Annotated in this window: 13 protein-coding genes and 1 pseudogene; 9 read left to right on the forward strand and 5 right to left on the reverse strand. The window is 69.7% G+C overall.

Annotation, left to right across the window (positions count from 1 at the left end; genetic code table 11):
- The first annotated feature begins 84 nt into the window (after positions 1-84).
- The 5 genes from OH735_RS31455 to fxsT all read left to right on the forward strand — a co-directional run bounded on the left by OH735_RS31455 (position 85) and on the right by fxsT (position 9,144).
- Complete coding sequence (locus tag OH735_RS31455) at positions 85-615, forward strand: hypothetical protein (RefSeq protein WP_406385054.1); 531 nt, start codon at positions 85-87, stop codon at positions 613-615.
- A gap of 99 nt (positions 616-714) precedes the next feature.
- Positions 715-2,010 (forward strand): alpha/beta fold hydrolase, encoded by a 1,296-nt coding sequence (locus tag OH735_RS31460; RefSeq protein WP_406385055.1) that lies wholly within the window; start codon positions 715-717, stop codon positions 2,008-2,010.
- A gap of 68 nt (positions 2,011-2,078) precedes the next feature.
- Positions 2,079-3,680 (forward strand): effector-associated domain 2-containing protein, encoded by a 1,602-nt coding sequence (locus tag OH735_RS31465; RefSeq protein ID WP_406385056.1) that lies wholly within the window; start codon positions 2,079-2,081, stop codon positions 3,678-3,680.
- A complete protein-coding gene (locus OH735_RS31470) occupies positions 3,677-4,720 on the forward strand; it encodes an AAA family ATPase (protein ID WP_406385057.1) in 1,044 nt (347 codons plus the stop codon). Before OH735_RS31465 ends, OH735_RS31470 begins: the two co-directional genes overlap by 4 nt.
- A gap of 110 nt (positions 4,721-4,830) precedes the next feature.
- Positions 4,831-9,144: an FxSxx-COOH system tetratricopeptide repeat protein gene (gene fxsT, locus OH735_RS31475; RefSeq protein WP_406385058.1), complete on the forward strand. Its 4,314-nt coding sequence runs from the start codon at positions 4,831-4,833 to the stop codon at positions 9,142-9,144.
- Here fxsT and OH735_RS31480 read toward each other — a convergent pair.
- Positions 9,141-11,030 (reverse strand): HEXXH motif domain-containing protein, encoded by a 1,890-nt coding sequence (locus OH735_RS31480; protein ID WP_406385059.1) that lies wholly within the window; start codon positions 11,028-11,030, stop codon positions 9,141-9,143. The two genes, fxsT and OH735_RS31480, sit on opposite strands and share 4 nt — an antisense overlap.
- A 364-nt stretch (positions 11,031-11,394) precedes the next feature.
- Positions 11,395-12,462: an effector-associated domain 2-containing protein gene (locus OH735_RS31485; RefSeq protein WP_406385060.1), complete on the reverse strand. Its 1,068-nt coding sequence runs from the start codon at positions 12,460-12,462 to the stop codon at positions 11,395-11,397.
- A gap of 255 nt (positions 12,463-12,717) precedes the next feature.
- On the opposite strand from OH735_RS31485, the pseudogene OH735_RS31490 reads away from it, so the two are divergent.
- Positions 12,718-13,242 (forward strand): annotated as a pseudogene (locus OH735_RS31490) (cytosine permease); the annotation flags it as partial.
- A 47-nt stretch (positions 13,243-13,289) separates the two neighbouring features.
- Here OH735_RS31490 and OH735_RS31495 read toward each other — a convergent pair.
- Positions 13,290-14,066 carry a hypothetical protein gene (locus OH735_RS31495; RefSeq protein WP_406385061.1) on the reverse strand — a complete coding sequence of 259 codons (777 nt, stop codon included), beginning with the start codon at positions 14,064-14,066 and terminating at the stop codon, positions 13,290-13,292.
- Positions 14,067-14,274: 208 nt separating this feature from the next.
- Between OH735_RS31495 and OH735_RS31500 the strand changes: the two genes are divergently transcribed.
- Entirely contained in the window at positions 14,275-14,628 is a 354-nt protein-coding gene (locus OH735_RS31500) for a hypothetical protein (RefSeq protein ID WP_406386834.1), read from the forward strand.
- 157 nt (positions 14,629-14,785) lie between these two features.
- The gene (locus OH735_RS31505) at positions 14,786-16,252 is read left to right on the forward strand and encodes an amidase (RefSeq protein WP_406385062.1); all 1,467 of its coding nucleotides are present in this window, start codon (positions 14,786-14,788) and stop codon (positions 16,250-16,252) included.
- Here OH735_RS31505 and OH735_RS31510 read toward each other — a convergent pair.
- The gene (locus tag OH735_RS31510) at positions 16,239-16,682 is read right to left on the reverse strand and encodes a hypothetical protein (RefSeq protein WP_406385063.1); all 444 of its coding nucleotides are present in this window, start codon (positions 16,680-16,682) and stop codon (positions 16,239-16,241) included. The genes OH735_RS31505 and OH735_RS31510 overlap by 14 nt on opposite strands.
- A gap of 56 nt (positions 16,683-16,738) precedes the next feature.
- Between OH735_RS31510 and OH735_RS31515 the strand changes: the two genes are divergently transcribed.
- On the forward strand, positions 16,739-19,255 hold the full coding sequence (locus OH735_RS31515) for a SpoIIE family protein phosphatase (protein WP_406386836.1): 2,517 nt from the start codon (positions 16,739-16,741) through the stop codon (positions 19,253-19,255).
- A 109-nt stretch (positions 19,256-19,364) separates the two neighbouring features.
- Here OH735_RS31515 and OH735_RS31520 read toward each other — a convergent pair whose 3' ends face one another.
- Positions 19,365-20,429 carry a biotin/lipoate A/B protein ligase family protein gene (locus OH735_RS31520; RefSeq protein ID WP_406385064.1) on the reverse strand — a complete coding sequence of 355 codons (1,065 nt, stop codon included), beginning with the start codon at positions 20,427-20,429 and terminating at the stop codon, positions 19,365-19,367.
- Positions 20,430-20,746: the final 317 nt, after the last annotated feature.

Here is a 20,746-nt window from a genome sequence, read left to right on the forward strand (position 1 = left end):
GAGAGGCGGTCTTTTCCATGGCTTTCGATCCACCTCGGTGGATCGAGGCTTGGAATCAGACACTCCCTCCTCGGGGTGCTGGCGATGAGCAGCGAGTACGGCACGGGGACCATCCGCGCCCCCCTGACAGCGGTGCCGGGCCGCGCCCGCGTCCTCGCCGCCAAGGCCGCTGTCGTCGCCGGGCCGCCCTGGCGGCCGGCTCGCTGGCGACCCTCGGCTCACTGCTCGCTGGCCTCCTCCTCCCCGGCAACGGCTTCAGTGGCGGGTCGCTCTCCCTCGCCGAGGCCCGACGCTGCGCGCCACCGCGGGCACAGTGCTCTACATCGCCCTGCTCGCCCTGGGGGTGGCGGCGCTCCTACGGGCACGGCGGGGGCGATCACGGCCGTACTCGGCCTGTTCTACGCCTTTCCCGTCGTCACGATGATGGTCGTCGACGAGCAGTGGCGGGAGCACCTCCAGGAGCTGGCCCCCGCCTCGGCGGGACTTGCCGTCCAGGCCACGCGGAACCTGGACGCCCTGCCGATCGGCCCCTGGCCGGGCCCTCGGTGTCCTGCGGCCGCCTGGGCGGCGGCGCCGCTGGCGGGCGCGGCGGTCTTCAGGCTGCGCGACGCGTGACCTGACAGGCGCTTCGACCCTGCTGCACGCCGTCACGAGCCCCGTTAGAATCACCAAGTGACCCGCGTTGCGGGCTAGTTCGAACGGGGGGCCAGGAAGATGGTCACGGTTTTATTCGTACACGGTACGGGCGTACGCGAGCCGTCCTACACCCAGGCGCTGGAGGGGATACGGAACGGCCTGGCCCGCGTCCGCCCCGACGTACGTGTCGAACCCTGCGACTGGGGCTCCTCACTCGGCTCGTACCTGAGGGCGGGCGGCGTATCGATACCCGGATACCCGGAGTACCTGGCAACGGCCGAGGAGGCAGGAGCCGAAACAGCGGAATTCGGGGTGGTGGCAGCCGGGCCGTACCCGCTGCCCTCCGACGGCTTCGAGGGCGGCAGCGAAACGGACGAGGACCGGCAGCGCTGGGCGATGCTGTACGCCGATCCGTTCGCCGAGCTCGGCGTCTACGCCATGTCGGGGAAGCCGTCCGGTTCCGGGGCCCCCGCCCTCTTCACCCCGGGCGTGATCTCCAGTGGCGACCAGCTCCTGGGAGTGCTGTCCCGGTTGGGGGCGTCCGACGCGGTGCGTGACGCGTGGCGGGCCTTCGTGTCCAGCCCCTCAGTCACCGAGGGGATCGCCGCCCTGCTGGCCACCCAGGAATTGCGCCAGGCCGTCGTTGCCGCGCCCGCCGAGGGCGACGCCCTTCCCCGGCTGGCTGCCCGTGCTCTGACCGCCTGGGCGATGGCGCAGTCGCCCAGGGAGGCCGGCACGTTTCCGGTCCCGGAGCGGGACGATCTCGTGGACCTTCTCACGAACGAACTCGGTGGCGACGCCAAGGGACTGAACGACGTCCTGGTCTCCGCCCTCGGATACTCGGCACGGCTTTTCGAGCGTTCGTTCGGCTCTCGGATGCTGGTGGCCCGGCGAGCCCGGCTCAGCAATCGCTCGGTGGGCTTCTTCGGTGACGTACTCAGCTATCTGACGCGTGGTCAGGCAGTACGTGACCACGTGGCCGACACGCTTCGGGCCCTTCCCGACCGGGGGCCTGTGGTCCTGCTCGGGCACAGCCTGGGCGGGATCATCGCTTTCGACCTGCTGGCGGCCCAGGCCTCGAACCCCGTCGCGGACATGCTGGTGACAGTAGGTTCGCAAGCGCCGCTGCTGTACGAACTGGACGCGTTGCCGTCCCTTCCCTACGGCACCGGACTGCCCGGCGCGTTCCCCCGCTGGCTCAACGTCCACGACCGCCGCGACTTGCTTTCCTACGTCGCAGCCGAGGCCTTCGGAAATGACCCGCGCATCACCGATGTGGCGGTGGACAACCGCCAGCCGGTATCCGCGGCCCACAGCTCGTATTGGGCCAACGCGTATCTCTACCGGGTCCTGGCCGATGCACTTCCCGGCTGATCGGGGAGCCCTTACCCTGGGCTCCCACCTCGATTCGAACACACGTCACGGTGCAAGAGAGGACGCGCGTGGCCACGGGAGGATTCGATGCCGTACAACACCGGGTCCTGCGTGCGGTGATCAAAGCGCTGGAGGACCCGGCGGGACGGCTCATCAACGACAGCAGCCGGGACCTGTGGCGTCAGATGATCCACCAGCACATTCCTGGCCTGACGCCTGCGAGCTTCACCGTGACGCGTCAGGAATTCGTCAGCATCGTTTACAGCTGCGCCACGTTGGACGACGGCATGGACCTCCTGGTGGAGGCCACCTGCCTGGTCACGCCTGCGCTGGAGCCGGCGCTGCTCCTCCTGCTGTCGCAATGGAAGGCGCGGCTGGCGTTCCCGGGGCCCGACTGGGAGCCACTGCGCCGCGTGCTGGATGTTCCGGTGGCCGATTTCGGCGCCCTGGTGGACCGGGCCACCGACGGTCTGGCACGCCTGCCCGAGAACTGCGCCACGCCCTGGGAGGCATTTCTCCATCTTGCCGACCACAACGGGCGCCCCGGCGAGCTGATGCCCGCCATGGCCTTCCTGGAACACCTGTCACTCTGTCCCGAAGTGGCGTCGGGAGTAGGCGAGTTACGTACGTGGAACGACCACTTCGCCGAGCTGTGGAACATGCCGGCGCCGCTGGCCGAACTGCGGGCCGACCTCAGGGACGGCACCGACCCCCGGATCGCCGGTTCCCCTGACGCCCCGCACGCCGGTCGCGGTGGCCCGGCCAGGCCGCTGATCAGGATCTACGTCAAGGTGGAGCCGGACCGTACGCCCCACAGCGGAGCGGGCAGGCGGCGGATGGGCAGGGCGCAGCGCTACTACGTCTCCGCCTGTGTCAGATATCCGGATTCGAACGCACTCCAACGAGATCCTCACATCGAGCCGCTGGAATCAGTGACCAGATCTCAACTACCCTACGAGATAGCCAAGTTACTCAGTCACATGACGCAGTTGCGCCACTCCCGCGCGGACAACGCCGCCTTGGAGGTCTTTCTTCCGGCGGAGCTGCTCACCGAGCCCGTGGAGTGGTGGGACCGTGATCCCTCGCTGGGCTTTCCCAACGCTCTGCTGAGCCGATACCGGGAGATCATGCTGCACAGCCTGGAGCGCGTACAGCGTCCTACCTTCCACAACGCGTGGCGCGCCCGCTGGGCGCACTGGCGGACCGGCGACGGCCAGGGCCAGATGTACGAATGCGCTCCCGAGGGGCTGACGGACGCCGAGCACCTGGCTCTGCTGGACGCGAAGATCGGGCGGGACGACGACGTGGTCGGCATGGTGCTCAGCAGGCCGCCGCACCGCGAGAGCGAATTGGGCCTGCGCGAGCTGAGTCTCGCCCTGGACCTCGGAGTGCCCATAGTCGTCTACCACCGGGCGGATCCCGCGTCAGCGGTGTTCCGGAGCATTATTCGTGAAAGCTTGGCCAATGAGGGGCTGGCACACCTTCCCGAAAGTGCGCAACAGTGGAAGTCCGACGTTGCCGTCCGTGCCACGGTCGCAGACGAGTCAAGTGCTGTTCGGGAGCAAGACGTTGACGCGATCCGTTCGATGAGCATGATCTGGGACGACCCCGAGCATCTTCTTGAGGGCGGGCAGAACGCTCCCGCCACCTTTGTAGGGGGGACCGAGTGAACGCGGCGGACAACAACGACGGCCGGCTCTACCGGGGCACCGGAGACCCATTACCGGACGAGGCGTACGAGAAACGCACCTGGCCCAAGGGGCCGCCCTGGCGCACCTTCCGCAGCACGGCGACCATGCCTCAGCCACCGGACGACGACGAGGCCGACCGCCGGCTCGGCCCGCCCGGGCGTCGGCGCGTCCCTCGTGCCGAGGAGCTTCGCCTGGTCAACGCCGCGCTCCTGCTCCGCAGGCCCCTGTTGGTCACCGGCCGGCCAGGAGTGGGAAAATCGGGCCTCGCCTACCGGATCGCCCGGGAGCTGCGGCTCGGACGTGTGTTGCACTGGCCCGTCACCAGCCGGACGACGCTGACCTCCGGTCTGTACGAGTACGACGCCATCGGACGCGCGCAGGCCACCCAGGACGCCGCCGAAAGCACCGGACGGCCCAGCATCGGCAACTACGTCCAGCTGGGGCCGCTGGGCACGGGAATGCTCCCCTACCGGCTGCCGCGAGTGGTCCTCATCGACGAGATCGACAAGTGCGACGCCGATCTGCCCAATGACCTTCTGACCCTGTTCGAGGACGCCTGGTTCGAAGTACCACCCCTCGTACGGGTGAAGCAGACGGAAGCAAAGACCACCGTCCATACGGCTGATCCCGGCCACAGCGCGGTGGTCGAAAACGGAGTGGTCAGGGCTCACGTCTTCCCCGTCGTCGTCATGACCTCGAATGGTGAACGCGATTTCCCCGAAGCGTTTATGCGGCGCTGTCTGCGGCTCAACATTCCGGACCCCGACGCGGAGACATTGGGAGACCTCGTCTCCGGACATTTCGGAGATCTCCTCGGCGACAGCCAGGACGCGCTGATCCGTGATTTTCTCCGACGGAGCTCCCGGATGGGCGGGCTGGCCGCCGATCAGCTGCTGAATGCCGCGCATTTGGCGACATCGGGCCTCTACCAGCGGGACGGAAGCGACGCCAACGAGTGGCAATCGGTCCTCGCCGCTATTTGGCACCCGCTGGGCGGTGAAGGGGCGGATTCGGGGTGATCGGGGAATCTTCGAGGGTCGGAGGCACTGGTGCGCAGCACCGCCGCGACGGTCCGATGAGCCCGCCTGACGGCGGACCGCTGCCTCTCACCGGTCTGTACCCATGGGAAGTGGCCGACTCGTTATGGCTGGCGGCGAACCATCCTGGGCTGGCCACCGACGAGGACCTGGCGGACACCGGTCGTGAGGACGCCGAGCCATCGGAGCCTGCCCCCGCGCAGCAGGACGACGACCGGGTGACCGAGCCGGAGCAGCCGGATCGGGACGAGGAGCCGCAGCCGGAACAGCAGCGGCCTCCGGGGCCCGAACCGCTGCCGCCTTCCGCACGGGACGAGGGACCGCCACCCGTCGCCGGGCCGGGTACGAGGGACACCCTCGCGCCGACGGCCGAACTGCCCGCGGCCTCGCAGCTGCGGACCGCCGTCGGCCCCGGCGCAGGTGACCGCCCCCCGCGCGACCGTCTGAGCCTCGGTCGTGCGCTGCGTCCGCTGCGCTCCTTTGTCGCCTCCGCCCACTCCGACGTCCTGGACGAGTCGGCGACGGCGGAACGGATCGCATTCGCCCCGCATCTGCCACCGGTGCTCACGCCCGAGCCGGAGCGGCAACGGAGCGCGGTCCTGGTGGTCGACAGTGCCCCGCACATGACCATGTGGCGGCCGGCAGTGAAGCACTTCCGGACGATGCTGAGCCGGTACGGCGGGATGCGCGACGTGAAGATGATGACGCTCGACACCGCTGATGCCGCGCGTGCGCTGCTGCGCGGCCACGGGCAGGCGTCGCACCCGCAGCCGCCGCGCGGCCTTGTCGACCCGACGGCGCGGCAGATCGTTTTCCTGGTGACGGACGGGGTCGCGCCCGCCTGGCGTTCCGGGGCCGCGCAGCGACTGGCCGCTCTCTGGGGGAGGTTCCAGCCCGTGGCGGTGCTCCAGCTGCTGCCACAGCGCCTGTGGCCCAGCACAGGACTCTTTCCGGTACGGGTGAGACTCCGTGCCCAAGGGCCCTGGTCGGTCAATGGGCAGGTGCACTGGGAGCCCGCCGAGCCGCTTGCCGCATCGCTCCCGCGCGATCCCTCCGATCAGGTCGTCCTCGTCCCGGTGCTGGAACTGAGCGCCGAGTGGCTCGGTCCGTGGGCCCGGTTCGTCGCGGGAACGACGCCGCGCTGGGCGGATATGGCGGCGATCCTCACCAGTACCCGGCCGCTGCCGTCTCCCGCGCCGTCACCCGTTCAGGGGCTGACCGCCGCCGAATTGGTTGCGCGGTTCCGCACCAGGGCTTCGGCAGAGGCGTTCGCGCTGGCCACGCGCCTGGCTGCGGTACAGCTTGACCTGGAAACCATGTCCGAGGTGAAGCGGCAGGTCATGCCGCGCGCCTCGCGAGCGCATCTGGCGGAGCTGCTGATCAGCCCATTGGTCGATCCGCTGCCCGGGTGTGACGGGGAATCCTACGTATTCGTTGACGGTGCCCGCGAGGAATTACTTGCTGCAGGCAGCAGAACGGCCACTGCAAGAGCACTGAAAAAGGCGGCAGAGTTTTTGGCCCCGCGCAATGAAGCGGCGCGTGAGTTCCTCGGCTACTTACATGGTTCCAAAGAGTCGCCGCATAGTGAGGAAGCGCTCACGACAGTCGAGTCGACCAAGGAGAACCTTCGCTTCCGGCAGGCCGAACACGCGGCGCTGCAGGCGATTTCCGGAAACCATCTCCACCGCGCCCGGCGTCTTGGCGAGCACATCGGGGCCGGCCCGCCGACCGCTGCGAACACGCCCGGATCCGAGGCCCGGCGCAACGCTTTGCGGCCTTCTCCCGATGAGACACTCCCCGACGACACCGACAGTACGATCCCCACCCCTGGAGGCCCACAAGTGAGTACGGTCCGCCCCTCGGTAGAGAGCCCGGCCCCGGCACCCCCGGCCGGAGGCGGTGCGCGACCGCCCATGCCCGCCGTCTGGGGCAACATGCCGCCGAGGAACCTCGTATTCACCGGACGCGAAGAATTGCTGATCAACCTGGAACGCGGTCTGCAGGACGGCCCCACCGCGGTGCTCCCGCATGCACTGCACGGAATGGGCGGTGTCGGGAAGTCGCAACTCGCACTCGAATACGTATACCGGCACGCCGCCGAATACGAAGTGGTCTGCTGGATCCCGGCAGAACGGCCCACACAAATTCAGCAGGCGTTTGTCGAACTGGCCCGGCGACTCCACCTTCCGGTGAGCAGTGAGGCGATTACCGCAGTGCCGGCCGTCCTGGAGGCGCTGCGCATCGGAAACCCGTACAGTAAATGGCTTCTGGTGTTCGATAATGCCGAGAGTCCGGCGGCGGTGCAGGAATACTTCCCGAGCGCGCCTGCGGGCGGACCGGTAGGCTCCGTAATCGTGACATCGCGTAATCCCCAGTGGAACACCTTGGCCCACCCGTTGGAAGTCGATGTGTTCGAGCGGGAAGAAAGCATCCAGCTGCTCCGGCGGCGCAACCCCGATCTGTCCACCGAGGACGCGGACATGCTCGCCGAGGTCCTCGGCGACCTGCCGCTCGCGGTGGAGCAGGCATCGGCGTGGCGCGCCGAGACCGGCATGCCTCCGGCCGAATATCTGAGGGTGTTCGAAGAAAAGAGCGCTGAGCTGATGGCTGTGTCCCCGCCGACTCAGTACGAGAAGACCGTCGCCACCGCGTGGAACGTCTCCCTCGACCACGTCGAAGGGAAGAACGCCGGGGCCATCCAGCTCCTGGAACTCTGCGCCTATTTCGCGCCGGAACCAGTTTCCAGGCAGTTCTTCACCAACGCGGTTTCCGAGCCGATCGCCCCGGAGCTGGACCGGATCTTCACCGACCCGATCCGGCTCAGCCGGGCCATCCGCGAGATCAGCCGCTACTCCCTGGCGAAGATCGACCATCGCACCAACTCGATCCAGATGCACCGGCTGGTCCAGGCGGTGCTCGAAGCGCGCATGGCGGAGGAGCAACGCCGTACATTCCGGCACGGGGCGCACCTGCTCCTCGCGGCGAACGCCCCCAGCGACCCGCGTGCCCCGCAGAACTGGACGCGTTTCGGTGAGCTCTACCCGCATGTCATCGCCTCCCAGGCGTCGCTTTCGCCCAACCGCAATGTGCGCCAGATGGTCTACAACGTCGCGGAATACCTCTTCTACTGGGGCGATCACGAGGCGGCGTTGGACTTCTCCAGCGAGACGTACGAGAACTGGTGCCGGCTCTTCGGCGAGGACGACCAGCAGACGTTGATCCTGGGTCGGCATGTGCGTTACATCATGTGGACGATGGGCCGCTATCCGCAGGCTGCGGCCCTGGGGGAGCGCATGCTCGCCACGCTGGAGGAGGCCGGCCCGGATCTCGAGGAGGAGTACCTGCGCGTCAAGGGCCAGGTGTCCGGTGACCGCAGAGCGCGCGGGGACTTCCGAGGCGCGCTGGAGTTCGACGAGGAGGTCTACGCGCGGGCCGTCAGGTCGTACGGCGACGAGGACCCCGAGACCCTGCTCCATGCCCACAACCTCGCGGTGACCCGGCGCGGCAACGGCCTCTTCCGCGAAGCGCGGGACCTGGACGAGGCGAGCTGGCGCACCAAGGTGCAGATGTTCGGCGCGGACGCGCCCACCACTCTCAACTCGGAGGTCTCACTCACCCTGGACAAGCAGGAACTCGGGGAGTACGCCGCGTCGGAGAGGGCCTGCGAGGACGCGGTCGACACTTTCCGCGGTACGTTCGGCGACCTCCACCCGTCCGCACTGCGGGCGGTGGCGAGGCTCGGGGTGGCGCAGCGCAAGGCGGGCCATCACGAGGCTGCACAGGCCAGCACGGAGATGGCCCGGACCGCGCTCATCGACCGGTACGGCGAGCGCAGCCCCGACGGCCTGCAGGCTTCGCTCAACCTCTCCATCGACCTGCGGCAGAACGGGAAGCTCCAGGAGGCTCTGAAGCTGGGGGAGCGAACCCGGGCGTTGTACGCGGAGGTATTCGGCAAGGACCATCCGCACACCGTCGCGGCCGATGCCAATCTCGCCGTCACGCTGCGGCTGCTTGACCGGGTGGACGAGGCGCGGAAGCTGAACGAGTCGGCACTGACCCGTTTCCGGGCACCGCTCGGCGACACACACCCGCACGCATTGATCTGCGCGATCAACCTGGCCAACGATCTCTTCGCCCAGGGAGATGCTGCCGCGGCTCTGGAACTCGACCGGAAGACGACGGCAGCGCTGATCGAGAAGTTCGGCGAATCCCACCCCACTGTGCTTGTGCTGCGTGGCAATACCGCGTCGGACCTGAGGGCGCTGGGCCGTACCGGGGAGGCGGAGGAACTGCACCGGAATGCTGTGGACGCGATCAACGAGCAGTTGGGACCGGATCACCGGGCCAGTGCTGACACGCTCGCCTGGCGCCGGGCCAATTGCGACGTCGACCCCATGCCGATCTAACAGATGCCGGGCGGACCGGCATCGCCCTGGCCGAGCCAACTGGCCAGGACGATCGGGTCCGGCGCCCGCTGTGATATCCGCCGGGCGGCACCGTGAACGCCCGCGACCATTTCAGGCACCGCCGTCAGGGCCTTGACGGCCTCCGGAGCACGGCCGGCGTCCGCCAGGGCCAGCCCCAGACCCGTCCATGCCCCGGGGCCGGCGGATGCGCTCTGGATGTCCTGTGAGTAGAGGCGCCGCGCAGCGGCGAACTCGGCGCAGGCCCAGAGGACATCGGCCGGCCCGGCCCCGGCGACCCCGGGCACGTGGTCACCCTGGCTGCCGCGCATTTTGTAGAGTGCCGCCGGGTCGGCGAGGCCGACGCGCACCAGCATGGCGCGGGCGTCGAGGTGCCGCGCCCCGGATTCCCGGATCTCCGGGTGCGGACGCGGTGGCAGCGCGGGCGGTTGCTTCCGGCCCGCACACCAGGCGGCCGCCAGTCGCCCCACGTCGTCCGGATGAGGCCGCACATGGGCCAGCCTCCACGTCGCCCGGTGATCGGCGGCCATCCGGCGGGCCATCGTCACCTCGGGGCCTTCACCGGTCCGGTCGTGCAGCCGGACGACGGCCCCGAGCAGGTCCTGTAAGGCGTCACGTCCCAGCGCGGTCAGCGCGGGGTCGGTGGCCAGGTCCGGCAAGACGTCGGCCAACTGGCCGAGCCACAGGGCACTTTCGAAGCGGGCGAGGCTGCTGACGTGTCCGGTGAGCTGCACGGCGCAAGCACTCCAGAACCGCGCTACCGCCGTGAAGGCGTAGGCGCCCTGCAGCATTCCCCCGAGCGGTCGGGGGTCATCGCGCCAGGGAGCGTAGTAGAGCCGCTGCGCCGCGCCCGGGGGCGCGGGCTCGTGGAGCGGGTACAGGTGCATCAGCGCGCTGAGCTTGCTGTGCTGGAGTTCGTGCACCAGCGTGGCCGCGCAGAGGGGCGCCGTATCCGGCATGGACGATGCCAGTCCGCCGACGCCGTGCCCGCTGCTGACGCTGCGTACCCGGAACCGTTCGTGGGCCTGCATCGGCTGGAGGGAGCGCAGCAACCCGGCGGCCGCGTCGGCCGTCGGCGGATCCATGGTGGTCAACAGCCCGTACGCGTCCTGCAGCAGTCTGCTCCAGGAGTCGTACGCGCTCTGCGTCAACCGCTGGGCTGCACCGTCCGGCAGCGGGGCTAGCCGGTGGTGGCCGAGGTCGTCCAGCGTGATCCGGCGGGCAGCGCCTGCGCCGAGAGCCGGCCGACGCTGGGGCAGCCAGCCACGCGCCGGGTGCTCCGGGCCGGAGGGCAGACGCAGATGGCCGTATGCGCCGATGAGGGTGAGCCGGCCGCACACCGATCGGACCTCTGCCACGGTCCAGGTGTTCCGCTGCCGGTGCGCCGAGGGCAGCCGCGCCAGTCCCATCGTGGGCAGCCAGACCCTCTCCTGGAGGGCAGGGACGGGAAAGCTGAAGGTGAGGCGCGCCCGTGCCGCGGCCACGGCGGCCAGGGTGTGCAGATGTCCTGCCTCTGCCCACAAAGGGGTCTCGGCACGGCCGGCGGAGCGCAGCCGGGTCAACAGCCGGGTCAGCCACAGCCCGGTTTCCGGAAGGAGGAGCAATTCCTCCACCGCTGCCGGATTCTGGCGCTGTGCCGCGGCGAGCAGGTCCCAGGCCCGCTGGGCGGCAGGGAGCCGGCCGGTCACCCCGGCCAGAGGGCTGAGAGTATCCATCAGCAGATCGAACAACAGCAGGCGGTGGCTGTACTCGGCTCGCGACAGCGCAGCGAGCGTGGCGGGACTGCCGTCGCCGCGCGCGAGTTCACGGAATTGCTGGGGTGTCAGTGAATGCCGCGACTCCGCTTCGTGCAGTGAGTCAGGGCGCATACGCTCCCTCTGCCTTGGCACCGGATCGGGACAGACCGGGGATGTCAGGCGGTCCAGCTGTTTTCCCCGCCGGTGGACAGGCTTCTGGCCGACCGCCCGACTTCCTCCAGCAGCCGCTTCTTGGCGGCCGCTCTGTCGTCGTTCGATCGAGCGCGCAACGCCTCCAGGGACGTGCCAGTGAGATCAGGCAGATCCGATATGGCGGCGCTTTTCGGCTTTACCACTGCCGTGAGACCTCCCCCGAGTCAGTGCGATGCGATGTTCGACCCGCACTTACATGATGTCCTATGCATGCGCTGCTGGAAACATGCTCAACCGGTCAGCCTGCGCCATCACAGGCTTGAAATGGCCGAATCACGAAGCGTCAATTCGCGTCGAGACGAGGCGGAGTAAACCACTCCGGATAACTCCGGAAGACCTCCAGGAGGTCGTCGAGCGCAGTCGTACCAGGATCAACCAGGGACACCGCCGACCACAAGTGCGTCAATCCGTCACCAAATGTCAGACAGGTTTCGACGAGATCCAGGATCTCCAGGAGCATTACCCCTGATCTGGCGACACTTCCCGCTATCTCATCAGGAAGCAAGCCAATGACCTGGCTACGCGACTCCGGCTGCCGCATCACCCCCACCGCGGCCAGTGCGTCGCGCAGACGACGTTTGTCGGACAGATCGAGTCTCCGCCCCGGAATCTTCCGCCTCACGGCGGTCCGCCCGGCCTCCCCGTCCCCTTCGAACCAGAGAGAGGTGGTAGTCCCGAACCGGCTGCGCAGCGCTTCGGCCAGTGGCCGGGGAGACCGCCGCCAGTCGGGGTGCTCGCGCAGCATCCGCAGAGCCTCGGCACTGAACACACCCGAGCGCATTCCATTGCGCGTCGCCTCACCGGGACCACAGGCGAACAGCGCGTACTGATCGGCCTGCTGACGTGGAGTCGAACGCGGTATGGGGTCGGGCCGCAGGGCCCCAGCCGTCGTCGCCGGGTCAGCGTACGTCTGGCAGGCGTCGAACAGCCAGAGCTGACGCGGATGTCCCGGTGCGCCGTCCGACCGGTACATAGCAAGCACCGCTTCCACGTCCAGACCACGCAGATCCCGGTGGACCGCATCCGCAAAAAGCAGTCGGCGGCTGCGATCGGCGTCGATGAGGCCATGCCCGGACCAGGCGACGAACAGCCAGTCAGTCCTCTCGTCCGCCAGCTCCCTGGTCAGCACCTGGTGCACGGTGTTCCGGTCGGCCGGGCGGTACGGCAGACCGAAGCCGTCGGCGAGTTCGCGGTTGCGGTCGAGTGGAGAGAGCAACAGGGTCAGCGACTCGTCCCTCACTCCGAGTTCCCGCAGCCAGCGCGCGTACCCCAGTGCGTCGTGCACCGGCCCGTCGAGGTTCCAGGCCGACCCCGCCTCGTAAGACTCCACCCCGACCACGAGCGCCCGCATCCACATCTCCCGTCGCCTTACCCACAGCCATTGTGGGCCAACAGCAGGCCCCGGGGCGGCAGTCGGGACTCGGTCCGCGCAGTACGCTTCCCGCGCCGGGAGCTCGCCCGCCGTGAGGAAGGTGGTGACCCGGTGGCCGCCGCAGGCGTTGCCGTCGCCGAGGTCGTCATCCAGCCGAGGCCGCTCGATCGACGTCCGGGGCACGACGGCTCCACGAAGTCCCACTCGGCATCGGTCAGTTCATGGCGGCGTATCTGGGTGCTCGAACTCGCCATCATCTACCGGGGGATGGACGCCCTGCGCCGGTTCGAGAACTGGGCGGCCCCGTTCGTCATCGTCGGTGCCGTGGTGCTGCTCATCTGGGTCGCCGTCAAGGCCGGTGGCTTCGGCCCGCTGCTCGACCAGCCCTCGAAGCTCGGCTGGGGCAAGGAGTTCTGGCCGGTCTTCTTCCCCTCCCTGATGGGCATGATCGCCTTCTGGGCCACACTCTCCCTGAACATCCCCGACTTCACCCGCTTCGGGGCCGGCCAACGCGCCCAGATCCGGGGCCAGTCGCTCGGCCTGCCGACCACGATGACGCTCTTCGCCCTGCTCTCGGTCCTGGTCACCTCCGGCTCGCAGGCGGTGTACGGGGAGGCGATCTGGGACCCGGTCCAGCTCGTCGCCCGGACCGACAACGTCTTCGGGCTGCTGTACGCCCTGGTCACCGTGCTGGTCGCAACGGTCTCCGTGAACATCGCGGCGAACGTCGTGTCACCCGCGTACGACCTGGCGAACCTCGTCACTGGTGTTGTACGTGGTGCTGAGCGGGCGTTCCGGCTCCGGCGTCACAGCGGAGCGGTCCGACGGGTCAGCAGCGCGTTGATGTCGTACGTCTGATCCGGCGGCGGCGTGGCCGTGGGCACCGGCTTGTCGAAGGCCGAGAGGCCCACGACCGCGTTCGCCCCGTCGCCCCGCACCGTGATCCTCAGCGGGTACGGCTTGCCCGTGGCCGCGACGTACACCGTCTGGGTCCTGCCGTCCCTGAGCCTGGTCACCGGCACCACGGGAGCGCCGGCGAGCGTGGTCCTGCGGCCCTTGTTCAGCGTGCCCCGGTCGTTGTCCGCATGATCGCCGACCAGCTTCCGGAAGGTGTCCAGATCGCATCCCTTCGTCACCTCGCGCAGCCTCGGGTCGGTGGCCGAGCCCTTCATGTAGCGCCCGTTGAGGATCGCGGCGAAGGCCGCTCCGCCGTCCGGCACCTGGTTCTTCCAGAAGGCGGCGTCCGGCTTGACCCAGACGTCGTTGCCGCGCTTCACGATCCGGACCGACCCCTGGCTCCTGCCGAGGTCCACCGAACCGGTGCAGTTGCCGTTCCGGTCGAGGGTGAGTTCCAGGGTCGTCGACGGGCTGCCCCCGCCGAGGGTGCCGCGCGTGCTGAGGTGCAAGGAGTGGGCGCTCAGGAGCGCGTCACGTGAGCGGTCGGCGATCTGCTGGGCGGAGAGCTTGTCGATGCCGTTGTCCGCCCGGGCCACACCGCCGCCGACGACACCGCCGCTCGTGACTCCCAGTACGAGGACCGCCGCCCAGGCGGCCTGGCGTGTGCCGATGAGATGGCCGGTCACGGCGCCTCCCTCGAAGGGCCCATCAGGCCTGTTCAGGTGTGCGATCCGATCCTTTTGAGCGTACGCCGGGCAGGGGCGGGTCGCGCGACGGCGAACCGCCCACCGAGCGCATACGCACGGTGATGTTTTGCCTCGTTTTGTGTCATAGGTGGTGGGGGACGGTTGCCGACGCACCGGGTTCGTCACCGACGAGGAGGAACAGGAAGACATGAAGCTGTCGATGGGGAGCGTGTCCGGGACCGTGCTCCGGGGCGTCGTCGTCGCAGGGGCGGCCGCGGCGCTCGCGGTACCCGCGACCGTCGCCACCGCCGTGGCACCCGGAGCGACGCCGCCCGGCCTGTCCTGCGAGACCGGAAAGCACGAGATCGACGACTACACGGGCTACGCGCTTTGCCGCAACGACGGAAGCACGGCCCAGACCTTCTGGGTGCATCTGGTCTGCGGCTGGTCCCCGGACGTGGACGGTGAGCACGTCACCCTCAACCCCGGGCAGTCCGGTCAGTCCACCGCCCACTGTGCGGGCCTCGGGACCGGGATCGGCGGGATCAGCGTCCAGCCGTAGGCGGCAGGCGGTGGGGCGTCGGCAACCGTCCCCCGCCACCCAACCCTCCTCCGAACGGTTGAGCGGACCTCCCACGACTCGTTACTCTCCGGTAAGTTCGTTCGGGCGTACAGGTGCGGGCGTACGCACCTGCCGAGGCGAGGAAGGCGGGCAGCCCATGTCGTCAACGGAAGCCGTCGAAGCCACCGAACCGGCCGAACCGGCCGGCCCGACCGGACTGGCCGACAGCGCACGGGAGCTGGCCGAAGGCCGTACCACCTCGACCGAGCAGGTGGCCGAGGCCCTGCGCCGCATCGAGGCCAGCCAAGGCACCCTGAACGCCTTCCGGCACCTGCGCGCCGAGGCCGCGCTCGCCGAGGCCGCCGAGGCCGACCGCAGGCTCGCCGCGGGGGAGCGGCTGCCCCTGCTCGGCGTGCCGGTCGCCGTCAAGGACGACACCGATGTCCTCGGCATGCCGACCTACTTCGGCTGCGACGGTGATCTGCCCGCCGCCACCGCCGACAGCGAGGCCGTGCGCAGGCTGCGGGCCGCCGGGGCCGTGATCGTCGGGAAGACCAACTCCTGCGAGCTGGGCCAGTGGCCGTTCACCGAGGGCCCCGCCTTCGGCGCCACCCGCAACCCGTGGCACACCGGACACACCCCCGGCGGCTCGTCCGGCGGGTCCGCGGCCGCCGTCGCCGCCGGGCTCGTACCCGCCGCGCTCGGATCGGACGGCGCCGGGTCCGTCCGGATCCCGGCGGCCTGGACCCACCTCGTCGGCATCAAACCGCAGCGCGGCCGGATCTCCGTCCACCCGCAGAGCGACGCCTTCCAGGGGTTGACCGTCAACGGACCGTTGGCCAGGACCGTCGCCGACGCCGCCCTGCTGTTCGACGCCGTCGCCGGACCCCACCCCGACGACCCGCACCGCCCGCCCCCCGTCGCGGCCTCGGCCGCCGCCCGCCGCGACCCGGGCAGACTGCGCATCGCCGTCGCCTGGCGCCCCCCGCTCACCCTCACCCGCACCGCGCCCCACCCCGAAGTGCGGCGGGCCGTCACCGAACTGGCCGAGGCCCTCGCCCGCCTCGGCCACGACGTCGAGGAGGCCAGGCCCCGCTACGGGCTGATCGGCCTCGGCTTCGTCCCCCGCGCCACCGCCGGGATCGCCGAACTCGCCGCCCGCCACCCCGACCCCGCCCTCCTCGACCCGCGCACCCGCAGCGCCCTGCGCACCGGCACCCGGCTCGGCGGCCGGGTGGTGCGCGCGGCCAGGGAGCGGGAGGTCCGCCAGCACCGCAGGATCGGCGCGTTCTTCCGTACGTCCCGGGCCCGGGCCGGTTACGACGTGCTGCTCACCCCGACGACCGCCCTGCCACCGCCCCCGATCGGCCGGTTCGACGGGCTGAGCGCCTGGCGCACCGATGTGGCGATGACCGAGGCCTGCCCGTACGCCTGGCCCTGGAACGTACTGGGCTGGCCCGGCATCAACGTACCGGCCGGGTTCACCGCCGACGGGCTGCCCGTCGGTGCCCAACTGCTCGGCCCTTCCCGCAGCGAGGAACGGCTGATCTCCCTCGCCGCCCAGCTGGAGGCCGACCGCCGCTGGTACGAGCACCGGCCGCCCACCCAGGTCAGGCCGGGCTAAGGGCGCTGACCACCCACACCCCGGCCCGCAGCAGCACACCGTCCGGGGTCTCGTGCGGCAGCAGCACCTTTGTCATCGCGGCCCGGGTCTCAGCGGAGACGGCGGGCCCCGGCGTCCGGGACACGAAGAACTCCACCGCGTCCGCCGCGTCCCGGCCCCAGCGGGTCGCCGCGTCCACGGCGACCGCGGAGATCTCCGTGAACCCGGCCGCGCCCAGCACTTCGTGGAGGCGCTCCGGATCCGAGAGGGAGGCCATCGCCGTCGCCACCGCGTTCTCCGAGGTGTGGTCCCGACCCAGCAGCGAGGCCAGCAGGCCCAGCGCCTTGCTCTCCTCGCCGTCGGCCCGCGGGGGCTGCGGGCAGATGAAGGCCAGTCTGTCGCCGGGCCGCAGCGCGCCGGCCCCCCGAACCGCGGCCGCGGACGTTCGCACCCGGGCGCCGTACGCAGGATCATGGAACCGAACGGAGTGGATGGGTGGTGACCAGTATGGCGTCCGCAGGCCCGCAGTCGGCGCCCGGAGCCGAACCGTCGCAACCCAGCAACCCTCAGCACTCCTTCGACGCGGCGAACGACGCGACCGCGGTGGTCGCCGCGACCGGAACGATCACCGGCTGGACGCACAGCGCGCAGGAGCTGCTCGGCTACGAAGCCACGGAGGTGGTCGGGCGCCCCGCCGGCTTCCTCCTCGCCATGCCCGGGGACCCGGCACGGGTGGCGGGCATCGCCGAGCGCTGCCGCACGGGCGTGGGGTGGAGCGGTGTCGCCGCAGTGCGGCGGCGCGACGGGCAGCGGATCGAAGTGGATCTGCGGGTCTCGGCCGCGTTCCACCTGGACGGCCGGGAGTGCTTCCTGGTCTCCGGGCGTGAACGGAAACCGGAGTGGACGGTCGGGCAGTCTGTGGTCGACGCCTTCCTGACCAGCTCACCGATCGGGCTGGCGGTGCTGAACCCGCAGCTGCGCTACGTCTGGCTGAACGACACCCTGGAACGCATCGGCGGCGTCCCGCGGGAACAGCGGGTGGGCCGCGGACTGAGCGAAGTGCTCCCGGGAATGGCGGCCGACGCCATAGAGACCCTGATGCGGCGGGTGCTGGACACCGGGGTCCCCGTCATCGACTACGAGTACCGGGGCTGGAGCTGGGCCGATCCGCACCGGGAGCGCGCCTACTCCACCTCGTTCTTCCCCCTGACCGAGGGCGACGGCACCGTCACCGGCATCTGCTACATGGTCCTGGACGTCACCGACCGGTGGAGGGCCCAGCAGCGCCTCGCCCTGGTCAACGACGCCGGAGCCAGCATCGGCTCCACCCTGGACGTACTGCGCACGGCCCAGGAGCTGGCCGACTTCGCGGTGCCGCGGTTCGCCGACTTCGTCGTCGTCGACCTGCTGGATCCGGTTGCCAGCCCGGAGGAGCCCGGCCCGTGGCCCCTCGGTACGGGACCTTCGGGCACGGGGCCCGCCGGTACGGGTCTTGCGGGTGGCGCGTCGGCCCGGCCGATGCTGCGCCGCGCGGGAATGAGGTCGGTGCGGGAGGGCTGTCCGGAGGCGGTCCACCAGGTCGGGGACATGGTGGACTCCGTGCCCCCGCCCCACGACGTCCGGTTCCTCAGGGAGGGCGAACCCGTCCTGATCCCGGTCCTCGACGCCGTCAGGCGGCTCTGGGACGTCGAGCAGCCTGCCAGGGCGGCGACCATCCGCGAGTTCGGTCTCCACTCCCTGATCGCCGTACCCATGCGGGCCCGGGACACGGTGCTCGGCCTGACCACCTTCGTACGATCGGTGAACCTGGCCCCGTTCGAACCCGACGACGTCCTGCCGGCCCGCGAAGTGGTGGCACGGGCGGCGGTGTGCGTGGACAACGCCCGCCGCTACACCCGCGAGCACGCCGCGGCACTGACCCTCCAGCGCAGTCTGCTCCCGCACACGCTGCCCGGAGGAATGGCCCTGGACGTGGCGTCCTCGTACCTCCCGGCGGACGCCAAGGACGGAGTCGGGGGCGACTGGTTCGATGTGATCCCGCTGTCCGGCGCCCGGGTAGCCCTGGTCGTCGGCGATGTCGTCGGCCACGGCATCAGCGCCGCCGCGACCATGGGCAGGCTCCGCACCGCCGTGCACACCCTCGCCGACATGGACCTTCCCCCCGACGAACTCCTGGCCCACCTCGACGACCTCGTGCTCCGGCTGGGCGACGAGGAACCCGACGGCGAGGCCAGCGGCACGACCGTGCTCGGCGCCACCTGCCTGTACGCGGTCTACGACCCGGTCACCCAGCTCTGCACGATGGCCCGCGCCGGCCACCCGCCCCCCGTCGTCGTCTTCCCGGACGGCCGGGTCAGCTTCCCCGAACTTCCCGCAGGGCCCCCGCTCGGCCTGGGTGCGATGCCCTTCGAGACGGCGGAGGTCACGCTGCCGGAAGGCAGCCTGATCGGCCTCTACACCAACGGCCTCATCGAAGGCAGGGACCGGGACGCCGATCTCGGCATGTCCCGCCTCGGCGCCTCGCTGTCCCAGTGCGGACTATCCCTCGATGCTCTGTGCGCGACGGTCGTCGAGCAGCTGCTCCCCGTACCGCAGCCCGACGACGTCGCCCTGCTGCTCGCCCGTACGCACGAGCTGCGCGCCGACCACGTCGTCTCCTGGGAGGTGCCCTCAGACCCGGCCGCCGTCGCGGGCGCCCGGGCCCGCACGGCGCGCGTGCTGAGGACCTGGGGCCTGGAGGAACTGGAGACGACGACCGAGCTGATCGTCAGCGAGCTGGTCACCAACGCGGTGCGCTACGCCACCGGCCCGATCAGGCTGCGGCTGCTGCGCCAGTCCGTCCTGATCTGCGAGGTCTCCGACGCCAGCAGCACCTCTCCCCGGCTGCGGCACGCCAGGACGACCGACGAGGGCGGTCGCGGTCTCTTCCTCGTCGCCCAGCTGACCCGCCGCTGGGGTACCCGCTACACGCCCGAAGGCAAGATCATCTGGACCGAGCAGGAACTCCCGGCGACGGCAACGTGACGGTCCTCCCGACGGACCGTCCACAGCACCGGCATCACAGCAACGCCTCTGTCTTCGGCTCCGTGCATCACCCGCTCACGGAATCCGGCGCTCGCTCACGGGGTCCCGCTCACGGCACCCGAGCGGTCCACTCCTCGGTGGCGAACTTCGTCCGCACCAGTTCCTCCGCGCGGGCCATCTCTTCCGCCGTGACTTCGCCGGTGGTCAGCCCGTAGCGGTTGCGGAAGGAGGCGATCATGTTCTCGATGACCTGCTCCCGCGCGAGGCCCGTCTGCCGGCGGAGCGGGTCGACGCGCTTCTTGGCGCTCTTGGTCCCCTTGTCGGACATCTTCTCCTTGTCGATGCGGAGCACCTCGAGCATCTTGTCGGCGTCGATGTCGTAGGACATCGTCACGTGATGGAGGACGGCTCCAGGGCCGCCATCAGGGCCGACCATGCGCTTCTGGGCGGCACCGGCAATCTTGCCGGCCTCGGTGGCGATGTCGTTCAGGGGCTGGTACCAGGCCTTGATCCCCATGTCGCCCAGTGCGCCCAGCACCCAGTCGTCGAGGTAGGCGTAGCTGTCTGCGAAGGAGAGGCCCGAGACCAGGGACTCCGGCACGGACAGGGAGTACGTGATCGTACTCATGGGCTCTACGAACATGGCCCCACCACCAGAAACACGGCGAACCACGGTCATCCCGTGCTTCGCAGCCCCTTCGGGGTCCACCTCGTTCCGCAGGGACTGGAAGCTGCCGATCACCACAGAAGGCGAGGCCCACTCCCATACCCGTAGAGTCGGGGCTCGCCGCCCAGCGGCCACCTCGGCGGTGATCACCTCGTCCAGCGCCATGTGCAGTGCCGGTGCCTGCGGCTCCACGTGCACCAGCTGCCAGTCGTAGTCGCTCCACTCGGTCGCGTGGGCCAGAGCACGCCGGACGGCGATGCCAACGCCCTCCGCGGTCAGCCCGAGCATCACGGTCGACTCCGGCAGCGCCGCCGTGATCCGGGTGGCCAGCCCTGCAGCGTCCGTCGATGAGAGCGCACCCTCAAGGGCTGTGTTGATCGAGAAGATCGCTTCGTCCGGCTCCAGGAAGAAGTCTCCGGCGACTCGCACGTTGCGCAGGACACCTTCCTCGACATCCAGATCTACGACGACCAGCTTGCCGCCGGGCACCTTGTACGAGCCATGCACGGCTTCGTTCCCTTCCAGTGCGCGGCGTGTGTCCTGAGCCTGTTGCTCTGACATTCGGACAGATGCGCACATGTTTTTCGGATTGCAGCTTAATGCTCGCCCGTAGCGAGCGGATACGCAGCCCCAAGGTACGCATTCCTTCTGAATGCTTACTCGTGGACAGCACGGCCGGTGAGACAAGCCAACGCCGCTACATGGGACCCGAGATCCTCGGCCGCAGCCGCCTTCACCTGATCGAAGGAAATACCGCCGGGACAACCAACCCGGCAGCCCTCACCGCCTAGCTTTCACAGTGGATCACCGTGGCCGTCGTTACA

Origin of the sequence: Streptomyces sp. NBC_01618 (assembly GCF_045209435.1) — a bacterium.
GTDB lineage: Bacteria > Actinomycetota > Actinomycetes > Streptomycetales > Streptomycetaceae > Streptomyces.

What these genes read in the sequence shown, in the direction of transcription:
- OH735_RS31455 (WP_406385054.1), top strand. Translation starts at nt 85, where the DNA reads ATGAGCAGCGAGTACGGCACGGGGACCATCCGCGCCCCCCTGACAGCG.
- OH735_RS31515 (WP_406386836.1), top strand. Translation starts at nt 16,739, where the DNA reads ATGGCGTCCGCAGGCCCGCAGTCGGCGCCCGGAGCCGAACCGTCGCAA.
- OH735_RS31505 (WP_406385062.1), top strand. Translation starts at nt 14,786, where the DNA reads ATGTCGTCAACGGAAGCCGTCGAAGCCACCGAACCGGCCGAACCGGCC.
- OH735_RS31480 (WP_406385059.1), bottom strand. Translation starts at nt 11,030, where the DNA reads ATGCGCCCTGACTCACTGCACGAAGCGGAGTCGCGGCATTCACTGACA.
- OH735_RS31485 (WP_406385060.1), bottom strand. Translation starts at nt 12,462, where the DNA reads ATGCGGGCGCTCGTGGTCGGGGTGGAGTCTTACGAGGCGGGGTCGGCC.
- OH735_RS31460 (WP_406385055.1), top strand. Translation starts at nt 715, where the DNA reads ATGGTCACGGTTTTATTCGTACACGGTACGGGCGTACGCGAGCCGTCC.
- OH735_RS31500 (WP_406386834.1), top strand. Translation starts at nt 14,275, where the DNA reads ATGAAGCTGTCGATGGGGAGCGTGTCCGGGACCGTGCTCCGGGGCGTC.